Consider the following 14,627-nt stretch of genomic DNA (forward strand, 5'->3'; position numbering starts at 1 on the left):
GGGAGGACCAAGGGCTGCTTATGCAGCCTACGCGCTCTCTGGCCTCACCGAGTCACAGTTCATCGATCCAGCCGTGGTTGACCAGCAGGCGCTTGAACAGTTCATTCATCAAAACACAGAGCTGGCCTGGCAGCTGGCCGAAGAATGGGTCGCATCCATCGACCCGACCTTGCTTTCCACCGGGGACCCGATCAAGGTCGAGTGTATGGACCCGCCGCTTCGATGTCAGTCGAGCGTGAGGTGCTCCTTCGCCAAGATATGCGTGCTGAACGACTGCGGCGATGGTCGTTGCAGGACGTGCCCCGACGTCTGGAACCTTGGCAATCTGATTGTCGATGGATGGTGCACTTATACCTGCTACGACGCTGCTGACGTTGTCGGCGCTGCCATCACACTGAAGCCCGCCATCGGAAGCAGCATGGTCCCCTGGATTCAGCTCTGTCGGCCGAAGTGATCGAGGGACTCGCCATGGACGCTGATGACGCCTCGAAGCGCGCTGCCCGGGTGGCGCACGTTGTCTCAAGAGCCCTGAACCTGGCAGGCTTGCTCGCGTCGTCGCGCGCAGCGCGCAAAGCCGGCGCGATGCCGCCGCGCGAGCACGTCCTGGAGCTCCTGAGCGAGCTCCTGACCGTCATCGGCCAGGGCCCCGAACCAGGGCTCAGCGCCGGTGGGCGGCCGCTGGACGTAGCGCCACAGGTGGAGAGACTCCTCGCGTCATGCCAGGGCTGGTCGCCATCGGCGGAGATCCCGGCCGAAATCCAGCGTGCCGCGCGTGACATGCTCGCTGTGTTCGCGGTCCCGGAGCCGCCCGGAGGGTGGGACGGCTGGGAAGGCGCACCGCCTGAAGCGCCGCCTGGGCCGGAAGACCCCGACCCGGGCCTGCCGCCGACCGCGGCGGAGCTGGCAGCGATGCCCGATACGATCACCTTCGCGGCAGCCATCGTGTGGTGCGGCTATCTCGCTTCGCCCAAGATGGTCGCGAAGATCCCTCCCGCGGATCTGCGGCGCCCGGCGCTCGCGCACATCGACAGCTTGCTCGCGACCTTCCGGCCTGTTCGCCGGAGTCACCCGGAGATGCGCGCATGGTGGCGAGCGCTGCTCGAGCGCCTGGAGAGCTTCCGAGCGCTCTGCGAGGCATGGGACGGCACCGAAGCACCGCCCCTCGGGTTGCAAATTGCCGCGCGGGCGGTCCTCATGCAACTCAATCACATGTCGAGCTCGGAGGAGCTTGAAGCGCTCGATGAGGACGTAAACCCTTTTTACCTCCGCTCTCCCAGCCCACGAGACGCGTAGGCTCTACGAGCCGGCGCTGCGCGGGCGGGTGCCAGCCCACCTCGGCCCAGCGCCGGCGTGCGGTGACGATGCGTGGAGGGCGCGCGCTACGGAGACGCGACGGCGTGCCCGCGCCATCGCAGGAGCGCCGCAGCGTGCGCCTTGCCTTGCGGAGCATGAACAGGTCGCTCTCGTGGCGAAGCCGCTCGAGCTCGATGCGCTCCGCCGGCGTGAGGAGCCCCTGGTACGAGGAGCACCCGGGCTCCTCCCCGGCCAGCCGCGACGACGAGAGCGAATGCGCGGCGGGGCTGCCGGCCGGGGCGGTGCGCGGGAGGCTTTCGGCTGGATGCGCGGGGGCGGGGCGCTGCGCGTGGCGAGGGCCTACTCGTGGACGGCGGCGTAGCGGCCGCTGGGGGTGACGATGACGTGGGCGGTGAGCGGGACTTGCAGCTCCGAGCCGACGTGGCGCAGCTCCAGGGTCATCGCTTCGTCCTCGCGGGTCGGCGTGGGGTCGCCGCTGGGATGGTTATGGGCGAGGACGAAGCTGTGGGCGGCCATGTCCAGCGCCCTGCGCAGGACGGTGGAGCGGCCGACGTAGAGGGCGTCGTCGGAACCGCGGGCGAGCAGGCGCGTCTCGCGGACGCGGCCGTGGGCGTCGAGCGCGGCGATCCAGAGCTCCTCGTGGACCAGGGAAGCGAGCCTCGGGCCGAGGGTTCGCGCCACGCGGGCCGAGGGGAGTCCTTCTGCGGGGGCTCTCCCCCGGCGGCGCATGTCAACGCCTGGCCGTTGGCGATGTTGCTGAACCCATGCTGGAGGTTGACCGAGCGATGCTCCGGCGTTGACGCCGCAGGCTTCGACGATGGCCGTTCCAGCATGGAATGATGGCCGACCCATCATTCCATGCTGGAACGGCCATCGTCGACCTTGAGCCCGCCAGGGGGAGTCCATGGCTCCCCGAACGACGACGAAGAAGAGCACGAGCCCCACCACGAAGCCGAGCAGTACCAGGCCGGCGACCCCCGCGAGGTAGCCGACATGCTTGGCGTGACGCTCTCGCCGCCGCGGAGGCGCCGAGCAGAGCGCGCGGCTGCGCAAGGCGCTGCCCGGCTATGCGGGCATCCTGGACGACGTGGCGGCGCTGCTCGCCACGGACGCTGGACGACGTAGCGGCGCTGCTCGCCGAGGACGCCGTCGCGCTCAACCTGCCGGACGTCACCCCCGAGGGCTGCTCGAGGCGCAGGCCGAGCAGAAGTACCTCGCCGCGCGCGAGGCGGTCGCGCAGGCCGTCTACCGCAGCCTGTTCGAGCAACGGCTGCAGGTCGATGATCGCGATGAAGATGCTCGAGAGGCGCGCCCGGCGGGTCAACGCCGTGAAGGAAGACGACCGCGATCTGCCGGCCCGCTGGAAGATGCTCCTCGACTTCCTCGGCGCCTTCCGCCAGGGCGGCGCCAGCAAGCCGCAGCCCGCCGGGCCGGCCGCCGCCGAGCCGGTCGCCGCCGACCCCGCCGCCGTCGCGAAGCGCGACCAGCAACCCGCCCCGGGTTCCTCCAGCGCTTCCCGCCGTAGCCGCTCCGCACGCCCGGTCCGCTGGCGTATCCTCGGCGTATGGCCCGTACCGCCCCGGTCCCGAACATCCCTGCCATCCCCGGCATGAACCTTGGCGTCTTCGTGATGGGCGGAGGCGGCGGAGGCGGCGGGAGCGGGGCGCGCGGCGGCAACGGGTCGAAGAACAGCCAAGGCTCCGACGGAAAGAACGGAGGCAGCGGCGCCGGCGGCGGTGGCAAGAGCGCCTGCGGTTCCCCCGGGAAGGACGGTGGCGGATGCCCCCAGCACCACGGCGGGAGCAGCAGCGGCGCGGCGTCGCATGGAGATCCCATCGACGTGATCACCGGCCGCGTGTTCACCGCGCCCGTCGTGGATCTCGATCTGCCAGGGCCCTTACCGCTCGAGTTCGCGCGCTCGTATTCCACGACCAGCCGGGAGCGGGACATCGGCCTCGGCCACGGCTGGATACACAGCTTCGCTTGGGAGGTGGAGCTACGCCGCGGCGGCGGCGCGAAGGTCTGGACGGACGATGGTCTTGACGTGTCCTTCGGCGTCGTCGAGCGGGACACGGGCGTCATCGGACCGCACGGATGGGTGCTCCACCGACACGAGGAGGGGTTCGCGCTCGACGTGCCCGACGGCACGCGGCGAATCTTCGAGCCGGACCTCGGCGACCCGGCGCGCCGGCGCTTCCGCCTCGCGGCGGCCCTGGACCGCGCCGGGAACCGGATCCAGCTCCACTACGGGGGGAAATCGCTCTCGCGCATCGTTGACTCCGTTGGCCGGACAATTCGTGTCCTGACAACGCGCGAGGGGCGGATCGCGGCGCTCGACATCGTGTGCGCCTCCGGGAGGGTCGTGCGCGCCGCGATGTACGAGCACCTATGAACGTGTCAAGCTCGGGACAACGATTCACGTCGACCTCCTGCCGGGACGAGGGGTCTGCGTGGACATGGCCCGCGGCGTCGCCGCCGGCACGGCGATGCCGCCGCTGCGGCCCGACGCGCGCCCCTGGTCTACCAAGCCGCCCCCCGCCGCGTCGGACTGGGTGGGGCCGACGACGCCCCCGCCGCCCACCGGCGGCGGCGGGTCGTGAGGAGGGGGTACGCCATGATCGACGAAGCGAGGATCGAGCGCGAAGGTGGGAGCATCGAGCGTGCGTTCTTCCTCCTGTCGCTCGACTGCGTACGGCCGCATTACGAGAAGATGGGCCTGCGCGTGACGAGCAAGGAGCAATTCCAGGCGGCGCTGCGGTCATGCACGGCGGACCGTGACTGGTCCGTCAACACGCGCGAGGCCCCGTATCGGGTCACCGTCGCCGCGCTTGGGTGCCTGCGCGCGCGCGATCCGGAGTTCGCGGGCGCGCTGCTCGGCTGGGTGACGTCGGTGGTCGGCCGTGCCGGCTACTGGCTGACATGGATGTCCGTCGTGCGCGTACAGCCGCGCGCAGAGGGTCTGTTAGGGCTCGCCGATGGCGCGCGGGAGGCGCTGTGGCGCGCGTTCGACGAGGCCGAGCGCGCGAGCGAGGGAGTGCCGTCCCTCGACCCGGCCGAGCTGTCCGAGTTCGACCATCGGGTCCTCCATGAGAGGGGGTACCTTGAGGACGAGATCGACCCCATGGACACGGTACAGGAGCTCGTGCAGGCGCACACGTTCGCGAGGTTCTGGCGCGAGGCCGTCGCACCGCTCCTGTCGGAGGACGAACATCGAGCCCTCGTCGCAGCAGCCACCGGGTTCTTGCGTGGTCAGGGGCGTGACGAAGAGGGCGACGTCCTGGATTCGGTGGCGTGGGAGAGCACGTGATGAAAACGACATCGTCAACGCGGTCGGCGTGGTAGCGGCGGCCGAGCTCGAAGGAGGCGGCGAGCCGAGTCGCGTCGAACAGCACGATCTGGGTGCGGGCACAGTACATCGTAGGGAAACCGCCGCACGAGCCACCGGCGGACATCGCTCTCCACGGCTCTCCCCGTGAGCGGTGACGTAGCCAGGGCATCGACTGCGCCTTGGACCTCGGCGACGAAGGCGTCACCAAGGCCAGGACGTGCCCGAGCGTCGTACGCGGCGGCCTCGTTCAGCTCGACCTCAGCCAGGTCGTGAACGATGACCGGGAGCGTCACCGGAGCCGCGCGCGGGCCTCACGAAAGACGTCCTCGGCCGGTCGCCCCCGGGATGGATCTGCGTCAAGCGCTGCGTCCCGGCGCGTCGCTTCCTCGGTCCAGAGGCGCCTGTGCTCCTCCTCGGAGAGCTCATCCAGGCTTTCCAGAAGCGTCTCTGCGAGACGCGCGCGCTCCGCGACGGGCAGCTTCAGGGCTTCGGTTTCCAGCTCGGGAAGGTTCACGGGGGGATTGTACCGCGCGGCTCGGAGGCTGCCCGGGCGCGCTTCCCCAGCGGCGAGGAGATGCCGCGACGACGGCGACGAGCTGTCATGCTCAACGACCATGCTCTCGTGCAAGGTAGGAGAGGCCGGCCGTTGCCCCGGTGCTCCTGGCCTGGTATGGCTAGGGTGGCTGTCATGAGCTGGACCAAGGATGACCAGAGCAAGCTCGACCATCTCCGTGGCAAGGAGCTCTCCGGCACGTTTACGGAGCCCGAGCAGGCGGAGCTAGCGGCGCTCATGGCGCGGATCGAGGCGGAGGAGGCGGCGCTGCTTGCCCCGGAAATGGCTCGGCTGCGTGCCGAGGCCGGAGCCGTGGCGGCCGAGCTGGCTCGGGTCGAGAGCGAGAACGAACAGCTGGCCCAGCTCATGGCCCAGCAACAGGCCCTCGTGGCCGACACGCGCAGGTTCCTCGAGGAGTTCGACCGGCGCCGCGCCTCCATCCTCGACGGATTTGCCCGCATCGCCGGCGGCCCGCTGCACGCCGCGTGAATGGCCGTCTCGACGGAAACGCGCGCCATCGTCCGGGTCGCCTTCGGTGGCCGATGTGGTTACTGCGGCGTTTCCGAAACGTCCGTGGGGGGCGAGCTGGAGGTTGATCACTTCCACCCGCTGGCAGCGGGTGGGTCCGATGACATCGAGAACCTCGTCTACGCTTGCACCGCGTGCAACCGGTTCAAGGGCGACTATGCGCCCGCACACGATGCACCTGAGAGCTTGCGGCTCCTTCGCCCTCAGCGTGACGATTTCGGCGCGCACGTCGAGGAGACGGTCCACGGCCGGCTCATCGGGCTCACGCCTCGTGGCTGGTTTCACATCCAGCGACTGCACCTCAACCGCCCGTAGCTCATCGAGAGGCGCCATCTGCTCCACGTCCTTCAGGCGCAGAGATCCGATCTCTCGCGTTCACGGGAGGCGGAGGCGCGTCTGCGGCGCGAAAACGAGGCGCTCCAAGGAGAGATTACGCGTCTTCGGGCAGCCGTGGCCGCTTTGCTTGGTGGAAGCGAACGCTGAATCCGGCGCCATGCGCAGCACGGTGGAGCGGCCGACGTAGAGGGCGTCGTCGGAACTATCTCGTGGAGGGCGCGCGCTACGGAGAAGCGACCGCGTGCCCGCTCCATCCGGGGAGAGCGAGGGTGACGGTGGCGGTCGACATCGCGCTGGGGTGGACGGAGGCGAGCCCGCTTCGCCGTCGAGCCTAGCACGAGGAGCACCCCCGGCTCCTTCCCGGCCAGCCGCGATGACGAGAGCGAACGCGCGGCGGGGCTGCCGGCTGGGGCGGTGCGCGGGAGGCAGGCGGCTGGATGCGCGGGGGCGGGACGCCTCGCCGCAGGGTCGCTGCGCGCCGGCGACGGGGCGGGGCGCTGCGCCCCGCGAGGGCCTACTCGTGGACGGCGGCGTAGCGGCCGCTGGGGGTGACGATGACGTGGGCCGTGAGCGGGACGTGCAGTTCCGCGGAGAGATGGCGTAGCTCCAGGTTCATCGCTTCGTCCTCGCGGGTCGGCATCGGGTCGCCGCTGGGGTGGTTATGGGCCAGGACGAAGCTGTGGGCGGCCATGTCCAGCGCCGTGCGCAGGACGGTCGCGCGGTCGATGTAGAGAGCGTCGGCGCCACCGCGGGCGAGCAGGCGCGCCTCGCGGACGCGGCCGTGGGCGTCGATCGTGGACCAGGGACGCCGGCCTCGGGCCGAAGTACCGCGCCACGCGGGCCGAGGGGACGCCTCGTGCGGGGGCCCTCCCGGCGCGCGCAGATGAACGCCTGGCCGTTCACGATGTTGCTGAATCCGTGCTGGACGTTGGCCGAGCCATGCTCCGGGGTTGATCCCGCAGGCTCCGACGATGCCCGTTCCAGTATGTTCCTCGGGACCTTCCGCCAGGGCGGCGCCCGCAAGCATCAGCTGGCAGAGCCGGTCGACGCCGAGCCGACCACGGCCGAGCCGGTCGCTGTCGCGTAGCGCGACCGGCGCGGACGGAAGCCCGACCCAGGTTGGGGCGACTCGGGTCGGGCTAGCCGCCGCGTTCGCCGCGTCCAGCGACACGGGCTGCGCTCACGCGACGCCGTGACACGATCCGAACGCCCGAACCCCCCCCACGGTCCCGCGACGCATAAGCCCGGCGACGATCCAGCTGCGGAGAGGATCCGGTCGGACCAGACCGGGTTGACACCTGCACCCGCTCGGCGACAGATGGAGCCGTGGCTCGCACCGCTCCCGTGCCCAACATCCCCGCCATTCCAGGCATGAACCCCGGCACCTGGATCATGGGAGGAGGTGGTGGTGGCGGCGGCGGCAACGGGCGAGGCGGTCGCGGACGCGGCGGCAAACAGGGTGCCGGCGGCGGGAATGGCGGCAGCGGCGCGAGCGGCGGCGGCAAGGACGCGGGCTCCTGTGGGCAGGGCAGCGGTGGCGGATGCCCGAACCCGAGCCACGGCGGCCGCGGCACCCAGGCGGGGGACCCCGTCGACCCGATCACCGGGCGCGTCTACACCACGGCAGCGGTCGACCTCGCGCTGCCCGGCACCATCCCGCTCATCATCACCCGCAGCTACAGCAGCTCCCTGGCCCACGAGGATCTCGGCCTGGGCTTCGGCTGGACCCACGCGCTCGCCTGGACGATCGACGAGCGCCGCCGCTCGATCCTCGTGATCGAGCCGGGAGCGAACCCGACAGAGACGCCGCGCCCAGCCGAGGGGGCATCGGTGCGCCTGCCCTGCGGCAAGCTCACCCGACACCCCTGGGGCTACGTGATCGATCGAAATGGGCTCGCGTACCTCTTCGGCGAGGTCGAGGGCTCGCGGTGGAAGCTGTCGCGCATCGTCGACCGGCGCGGCAACGCGATCAGCCTCCATTACGAATGCGGCAAGCTCGCGACCGTCCTCGACAGCGTGGGAAGGGTGGTCACCGTGCGCAGGCACCCGGACGGACACCTCGCCGCTTTCGAGGTCAAGAACGCGAAGGCCCAGGGCCGCCGCGTCTCCTTCCGCACGTACCTGTACAACGACCGAGGCGACCTGGTCGCGGCCGTCGACGGCGAGGGCCAGCCGACGCGCTACGAGTACGACGTCGACCACCGCCTCCTCCGGCGTGCCGAGCCCGGTGGGCTGGTCGCCGAGTTCCGCTACGACCAGGAAGGCCGATGCTACGAGAGCTGGTGTCACCGCGAAGGCAATGACGGACTCGACGCCTCCATCCCCGAGTTTCTCGCCGATCACACCACGCGGGCCAAGGGCTTCCTCCACGTGCGCCTCGAGTACGGCCCCGACAGCACGGAAGTCGTCACCTCGCGCGGCATCCGGCGCGTACACGGCAACGCGCTCGACCTGCCCACGCTGGTCACCTGGTCACGGGGCGTACACAGCTACACGTACGACGACGCGGGCGAGCCCACCCAGTACATCGACGCGCTTGGCCACGTCACACGCGCCGAGCGGGACAGCGAAGGCCGCCTGCTGCGATCCGTCGATCCCACCGGAGCGGTGACGGATTACGTGCACGACGAGCGCGGAGACGTCGTGGAGATGCGGGACGCGCTGGGTGGCGTCGCCCGGTATGAGCGCGACGCCTGGGGCGACGTGCTCTCCGTGCATGACGAGCTCGGGCTAGTCGTCGCCTTCGCTTACGACCCCCGCGGCCTCCTCGTCGCTGCCACCTTGCCGAACGGCGGCGTTACCCGCATGGAGTACGACACCCTCGCCAACCGGACCTCCGTCGTCGAGCCGCACGGCGCCACACGCCACATCAGGTACGACTACCTGGGCCGCGTGGTGGGCTTCACCGACGAGCGCGGGCTTCAGACGTTCTTCACCTACGACGCCTGCGGTCGCACCCGCGGCATGCGCACCCCCGGGGGCGCTGAGGTCGTCTACGAGTACGACGCAGACGGCAACGTCTCGCGCATCCTGGACGCCGATGGCCGTGCCACCCTGCTCCGCTGGGGAGGCATCGGCGTGGTTACGGAGGTCGTGCGCACCGATGGTCAGATCGTCCGTTATCGCTACGACCGCGAGCAGGCTCTCGCACGCATCATCAACGAAGTAGGTGAAGAACACGTCTATGAGCGCGACACCGAGGGCCGCATCGTTGGCGAGCGCACCTTCGACGGCCGCGCCATCTCCTACCGGCTCGACGCCATGGGACAAATCCTGGCCATCCGTGAGGACGCGCGTCTGACGGAGCTCAATTACGACCCCTGCGGCCGCCTCGTCGGGCGCAGCTTCTCCGATGGGCTCGTCGAGCGGATCGAGTACGATGCGCTCGGCCGCATCGTACGCGTCGAGAGCGGCGATAGCGCCTGCGAGTACACCTACGATGCCCGCGGCCGGATCTTGCGCGAGCGCCTCGTCGACCATGGCGTCACCACCACGGTCGAAACCGCGTACGACGTCATGGGTAAGGCCGTACGCGCGGAGGGCCCGTTCGGCGCGATCGCGATTGAGCGCGACGTCGCCGGCCGCCCGGTACGGATCCACCACGGCGACATCGCGCCGATACAGCTCCAATATGACCCCACTGGCCGCGTCCTCGAACAGGTATTGCCCGGCGGCGGACGCATCGTTCAGGGCTTCACGCCCGACGGCATGCTCGCCCGCGTGCAGGTCCTGAGCCCCAGGGCAACGCCGCGCGTCGGGCCGGGCGAGCCGGCGTGGGTCGGCCAGATTCCCCTCGGCGAGACCTTTGCGCGTAGCTACCACTACTCGCCGGCCAGCCTGCTCGCGGCCGTCGACGACGCGAGCGGCGTCCGCGTCGAGCTCCGGCGCGACGCGAATGGGCGTGTCGCCGAGAAGCGTCGTGTTCAGGGAGCGCGGCACGCGGTCGCCGAGTCGTACGGCTACGGCGCGAGCGGCGATCTCTACGAGCCAACCGCCCCACGCGAGTACGCTTCCGGAGGCCGCCTCGTCCGGCGGGGCGAGGTCGAGTACGCCTACGATGCGCTGGGACGCGTGTCGCACAAGCGGGCGCCCGACGGGAAAGCGTGGTCGTTCATCTGGGGCGACGACGACCAGCTCATGGCCGTGCGCCTACCCGACGGGCGGACGGTCCGTTTCGCGTACGATCCGTTCGCGCGGCGGACCGAGAAGCGCGTCGAGCGCGCCGGACGCGTCGAGAGCGTGACCCGCTACGCCTGGTACGGCGACGCCCTCGTGCGCGAGATCCATGAGACTGCGCGCGCGGCGGGCGATCCCATCGTCCAGGAGCGGACCTATGTCGTGCTGCCAGGGACGGTGCTGCCACTGGCACAGCGCGAGACCAGGGTCGGGCAACCGCCGGAGCTGCTGTACTACGTCGAAGGCCCGAACGGCGCGCCCGAGGCGCTCGTTGCGAACGATGGGGCCCTGCTAGAGACCCTCGCCCCTACCCTGTACGGGCGGGTCGACGGCGAGCCCAGGACCCCGCTCCGGTTCCCGGGCCAGTACGCAGACGAGGAGACCGGGCTCCATTACAACCGGAATCGCTATTACGATCCCGAGACGGGCTGCTACCTGAGCCCGGAGCCGCTGCGCATCGAGGGCAGCCTCAAGCCCTACGCCTATGTCGACAACATGCCGGTCGAGCACGTCGACATCGACGCGCTCGTTCGCTGCACACTCGCGCGCACGGTCGGGGATCCGATCACGAGGAGCAGCGGCGGCAGCCCGAGCCGGCTCCATCCGGCCGTCGAGAGGGCATTGCCGCGGCAGCCGGCCCGGCACCCGATGGAGCCGCAGCCTGCGGAGCAGTGCGCCGAGCCCCACGTGCTGAGCGACCACCTCCGGGAGTGGGAGCAGCGGACCGGCAGGTCATGCACGCCGGGTCAGCCCGGGTGGCGGCGCAACCTTCGCGCAGCGCTCGGCGAGGTGCAGGGCATGGAGTCCGAGACCGGGACCAGCAACATCCCGGCTTGCCCCAACTGCTCCCAGCTCATCCCTCGGCTGTGGACCATGGCGGGCCGCAAGCCGCCGCGCCCGAGCGAGGTCGGCGGGGCCATGAACCCGCAGAACCCCACCTATCACGATAACCCAAGTAACCGCCTCACACGACCGAACCGCCCGGGAGGCATCCAGAACGTGGGCACCTGGAGGGTGGTGGGCGATCGGTTCCAGAGGGTCACATAACCATGAGCGCTGTCCAGGGATTCTCCGAGGCCCTCTGCGCGCTGGCCAAACGCGCGCCCATCCGCCGCGCCTGTGACCGCCGCACGCTCGCGAAGCTCGCGCCGCCCGGCTGCCCGCCCCGCTGGACCGAGGCGGCGGACCTGCTCCTCGCGCTGACTCAGGACCGAGGCCTGCCCCTCCTCGGCGACTACGACTTCGGCGCCCTCGCCGAGTTCGACTGCAGCTTCCGCCGCCACCGCTCGGGCCCGCCCGACCTGGTGATCGCAAGGCACGCTTCGGGCCGGCGCGTGCTCCTGACGCAGCGAGAGGGCGCTGTGTACCTCGGCCGGTACGAGAAGCGCCTCTGCAGCGATCTGCGCGCGTTCCTGGAACGCCTCGCCGCCGAGCTCTGTCCCACGCCCGCCCTGGTTGGCTTCTCGATCCACTGGCGCGCTGGGGACGAGGCCAGGAAGCTCGCGAACAGGCTCCGCGCCGCGGAGAATGGCGCCGCATCGGCGCCGCACGACACGTGTTGGTCGGACGACCGCTGGTTCATCGTCCGGGATCGCGCCGCCGCCCGCCGCTTCGAGGACCTGCCCGCGCTGCTCGCGGCTGCCCGCGCTGCCGGCGCGGAGCTTGGCCTGCACGACGGCCGCGCCGAGGCGATGCTCGTCGAGGATCTCCAGCGCGTGCCCAGGGGCGCCCAGCTCCACCAGGCGGCCTACATCGCGGAGATATCCATTCAAATCGCCGAAGGGCGGCGGATCGTGCAGGCCCTCCATTACGGGGACGTCGCCACCGAGCGAGCGGAGTGGGAGGACGGCGAGCTCCTCGTCCAGCGCACGCGCCCGGCGACCGAGCTGTTTGCTCCGATCCCCGAGCTGCAGGAATACCTGTTCGCCCGGCGTATCCACCGCCTGGATCGCTTCCGGCGTTCCGAGGAGGACCTGCGCAGGCTCTTCGGCGACGACCTCTGGCCCGTCCTCTCCGCGGTGGAGCGGGACCACGGCGGCGTCATCGCGGAAGATGACTTCGCGCCGTGGAGTCTGCTCGGCGTGGCGCCCCTCATCGCGCCTGGGTACGTCGCGGAGACCGTTGCGGGCGACCAGCGGATCAGGGAGATCCAGGGCAAGCCGGTGCGCCAGGTAGGCAAGGTCGACAAGATGCGCTGGCTTTGCATCGACGAGGAGGGGCGCTGTTATGTGACAGGGAGCCTCGGCGACGACCTCGAGCCCGGCGGCGACGACATCGAGTCGGCCTTGCTACGCCTCGCGCTCGACTGGAAGCTCCAGCGCTGGCGCACCGAGGCCAGCATGGGCGGGTTCCTCCAGCGCGAAGGCGCCGAGCGCGTGCTCAAGGGATTGCACGGCGCGGTCGAGCGAAAGCTCGACACCTTCGGGCACACCTATCATGCCGGCCCCGGCTTCATGCTGCGGCACCGCAAGGCGGTCCTGGGACTCGACCCCTACTTCCAGCTCATCGCCACCTCGACCAAGCGCTTCTGCGAGCTCCTGCGCCCGCTTGCCGCCGCGGGCCGCCCTGTGCGCGTCCTGCAGGACACCGAGTCCTTCCCGACCGACGAGGAGCTCGCCGCATGCGCCCATGCAGGGGTGGTCATCTCCGATCACTGAAACCGCAGGTACCCGACCGAGGTCGGGGGAACCGCGCCACGCGGGCGGCATCGGTGAGGAGCGCGCCCCGGCGCGCGCGGGCGGCGTGGGTGCGGTGGCCGAGCTCGAAGGCGGCGGCGAGCCGGGTCGCGTCGAAGAGGGCGATCTGGGTGCGCTGCGCTCGGCGAGGGCGGCGGGCGAGAGGCGGCCGAGCGAGGGGAGAGCGGCAGTGCCGAGGAGGCGCGGCCCGACGCCGGGCAGGCCGAGCACCATCTCGATGAAGGGATAGCCAGCGCTACGCTGGCGGGTGCCAGCCCACCTCGGCCCAGCGCCGACGTGCGGCGACGATCGTCGGGCGGTTCATCCGGAGCGCGATGACCGTTGCTCTACCGGACGGCGTCACACCCTCTACCCTGGTTGCGTCGACGCTCCACGTGAAGTGATCGCTCCAGCGATGGAGGCGCGGATTGAAGAGCGGCACGACTTCTCCCGTCAGCGGGTCGACCGACTCCGTGGCGCCTGCCTTGAACTCGTTGCATGGGCGGCATGCGAGGCATACGTTCTCGAACGAGGTCGGCCCGCCCTTCGAGACCGGCGTGATGTGATCGTAAGTCAGGGGAATTCCGCTATTGGCCTCGCTTGTCAGGCAGTATTGACAGCGGCGCCGATCGGCCTCCTCGATACGAGAGCGGAGCAGTTCGGAGACGTAGGTTGACACCGCAGTCCGTCTTCCAGCTCGTGGAGGGCGCGCGCTACGGAGACGCGACGGCGTGCCCGCGCCATCGCAGGAGCGCCGCAGCGTGCGCCTTGCGGAGCATGAACAGGTCGCTCTCGTGGCGAAGCCGCTCGAGCTCGATGCGCTCCGCCGGCGTGAGGAGCCCCTGGGTGTTCCGGTCGAGCAGCTCGTCGTAGCGCGCGAGCTCTGCTTCGGACCTGTGGCTCTTCGCGATCTGCCAGAGCGCCTGGTCGTCCATCTTGTCCAGGCAGGCGAGGTCGACCTGGAACTCCGGGGGCGCGTCGTCCCAGGCGGGAGGGCTGCCGAGGCTCAGCGCCCGCAGCATCACGGCTTCGAGCGGCTGTCGGGTCGCGAGCGCAGTCCCCTTCAGTCGCTGGTAGAGCGCTTCGGGGAGAGCGAGGGTGACGGTGGCGGTCGACATCGCGCTGGGGTGGACGCGGGAGGCGAGCCCGCTTCGCCGTCGAGCCTAGCACGAGGCGCACCCCGGCTCCTCCCCGGCCAGCCGCGATGACGAGAGCGAACGCGCGGCGGGGCTGCCGGCCGGGGCGGTGCGCGGGAGGCTTTCGGCTGGATGCGCGGGGGCGGGGCGCTGCGCCCGGCGAGGGCCTGCTCGTGGACGGCGGCGTGGCGACCGCTGGGGGTGACGATGACGTGGGCCGTGAGCGGGACGTGCAGCTCCGAGGCGAGGTGGCGCAGCTCCAGGGTCATCGCTTCGTCCTCGCGGGTCGGCGTCGGGTCGCCGCTCGGGTGGTTGTGGGCCAGGACGAAGCTGTGGGCGGCCATGTCCAGCGCCGTGCGCAGGACGGTGGAGCGGCCGATGTAGAGGGCGTCGTCGGAACCGCGGGCTCGACCTCAGCCAGATCGTGAAAGATGACCGGAAGCGTCACCGGAGCCGCGCGCGGGCGTCACGAAAGACGTCCTCGGCCGGTCGCCCCCGGGACGGATCTGCGTCGAGCTCTGCGTCCCGGAGCGTCGCTTCCTCGGTCCAGAGGCGCCTTTCCCCATCGGCGAGGAGTTGCC

13 protein-coding genes and 4 pseudogenes are annotated in these 14,627 nt (G+C 70.6%); 10 read left to right on the forward strand and 7 right to left on the reverse strand.

Annotated features, from left to right (window positions below):
• The first annotated feature begins 73 nt into the window (after positions 1-73).
• A complete protein-coding gene (locus tag NQZ70_RS13355; protein WP_129574558.1) occupies positions 74-454 on the forward strand; it encodes a hypothetical protein in 381 nt (126 codons plus the stop codon).
• A 14-nt stretch (positions 455-468) separates the two neighbouring features.
• A complete protein-coding gene (locus NQZ70_RS13360) occupies positions 469-1,293 on the forward strand; it encodes a hypothetical protein (protein ID WP_129574559.1) in 825 nt (274 codons plus the stop codon).
• 360 nt (positions 1,294-1,653) lie between these two features.
• Here the strand turns inward: NQZ70_RS13360 and NQZ70_RS13365 are convergent.
• Positions 1,654-2,004, reverse strand: a pseudogene (locus tag NQZ70_RS13365) (JAB domain-containing protein); the annotation flags it as partial.
• A 590-nt stretch (positions 2,005-2,594) separates the two neighbouring features.
• Here NQZ70_RS13365 and NQZ70_RS13370 point away from each other — a divergent pair.
• Genes NQZ70_RS13370 through NQZ70_RS13385 form a run of 4 tightly spaced genes read left to right on the forward strand, consistent with a single transcriptional unit; the run spans position 2,595 to position 4,621 of the window.
• Positions 2,595-2,927, forward strand: coding sequence for a hypothetical protein (locus NQZ70_RS13370; RefSeq protein ID WP_129574561.1), 333 nt, complete (start codon positions 2,595-2,597; stop codon positions 2,925-2,927).
• Complete coding sequence (locus NQZ70_RS13375) at positions 2,924-3,706, forward strand: DUF6531 domain-containing protein (protein WP_129574562.1); 783 nt, start codon at positions 2,924-2,926, stop codon at positions 3,704-3,706. Before NQZ70_RS13370 ends, NQZ70_RS13375 begins: the two co-directional genes overlap by 4 nt.
• 58 nt (positions 3,707-3,764) lie before the next feature.
• On the forward strand, positions 3,765-3,914 hold the full coding sequence (locus tag NQZ70_RS13380) for a hypothetical protein (RefSeq protein WP_165373937.1): 150 nt from the start codon (positions 3,765-3,767) through the stop codon (positions 3,912-3,914).
• Between the two features lie 14 nt (positions 3,915-3,928).
• Positions 3,929-4,621 (forward strand): hypothetical protein, encoded by a 693-nt coding sequence (locus NQZ70_RS13385; RefSeq protein WP_129574563.1) that lies wholly within the window; start codon positions 3,929-3,931, stop codon positions 4,619-4,621.
• Between the two features lie 310 nt (positions 4,622-4,931).
• On the opposite strand, the gene NQZ70_RS13390 is transcribed toward NQZ70_RS13385, so the two are convergent.
• Positions 4,932-5,156, reverse strand: a complete 225-nt coding sequence (locus NQZ70_RS13390) for an addiction module protein (protein ID WP_129574564.1) — start codon at positions 5,154-5,156, stop codon at positions 4,932-4,934.
• Between the two features lie 174 nt (positions 5,157-5,330).
• Between NQZ70_RS13390 and NQZ70_RS13395 the strand changes: the two genes are divergently transcribed.
• Both NQZ70_RS13395 and NQZ70_RS13400 read left to right on the forward strand, forming a co-directional pair.
• The gene (locus NQZ70_RS13395; protein WP_129574565.1) at positions 5,331-5,684 is read left to right on the forward strand and encodes a hypothetical protein; all 354 of its coding nucleotides are present in this window, start codon (positions 5,331-5,333) and stop codon (positions 5,682-5,684) included.
• Positions 5,685-6,038, forward strand: coding sequence for an HNH endonuclease (locus tag NQZ70_RS13400; protein ID WP_129574566.1), 354 nt, complete (start codon positions 5,685-5,687; stop codon positions 6,036-6,038).
• Positions 6,039-6,573: 535 nt separating this feature from the next.
• Here the strand turns inward: NQZ70_RS13400 and NQZ70_RS53125 are convergent.
• A pseudogene (locus NQZ70_RS53125) lies at positions 6,574-6,904 on the reverse strand (JAB domain-containing protein); the annotation flags it as partial.
• 481 nt (positions 6,905-7,385) lie between these two features.
• On the opposite strand from NQZ70_RS53125, the gene NQZ70_RS13410 reads away from it, so the two are divergent.
• Positions 7,386-11,282 carry an RHS repeat-associated core domain-containing protein gene (locus tag NQZ70_RS13410; protein ID WP_129574567.1) on the forward strand — a complete coding sequence of 1,299 codons (3,897 nt, stop codon included), beginning with the start codon at positions 7,386-7,388 and terminating at the stop codon, positions 11,280-11,282.
• Between the two features lie 2 nt (positions 11,283-11,284).
• The gene (locus NQZ70_RS13415) at positions 11,285-12,892 is read left to right on the forward strand and encodes a hypothetical protein (protein ID WP_129574568.1); all 1,608 of its coding nucleotides are present in this window, start codon (positions 11,285-11,287) and stop codon (positions 12,890-12,892) included.
• A 16-nt stretch (positions 12,893-12,908) separates the two neighbouring features.
• Here NQZ70_RS13415 and NQZ70_RS13420 read toward each other — a convergent pair.
• The 4 genes and pseudogenes from NQZ70_RS13420 to NQZ70_RS13435 all read right to left on the reverse strand — a co-directional run.
• Positions 12,909-13,144 (reverse strand): annotated as a pseudogene (locus tag NQZ70_RS13420) (DNA repair protein); the annotation flags it as partial.
• Positions 13,145-13,166: 22 nt separating this feature from the next.
• A complete protein-coding gene (locus tag NQZ70_RS13425) occupies positions 13,167-13,589 on the reverse strand; it encodes an HNH endonuclease (RefSeq protein ID WP_129574569.1) in 423 nt (140 codons plus the stop codon).
• A 34-nt stretch (positions 13,590-13,623) separates the two neighbouring features.
• A complete protein-coding gene (locus NQZ70_RS13430; RefSeq protein ID WP_129574570.1) occupies positions 13,624-14,028 on the reverse strand; it encodes a hypothetical protein in 405 nt (134 codons plus the stop codon).
• A 188-nt stretch (positions 14,029-14,216) separates the two neighbouring features.
• A pseudogene (locus NQZ70_RS13435) lies at positions 14,217-14,453 on the reverse strand (JAB domain-containing protein); the annotation flags it as partial.
• Positions 14,454-14,627 lie beyond the last annotated feature (174 nt).

It is taken from the genome of Sorangium sp. So ce836 (assembly GCF_028553905.1).
GTDB lineage: Bacteria > Myxococcota_A > Polyangia > Polyangiales > Polyangiaceae > Sorangium > Sorangium cellulosum_D.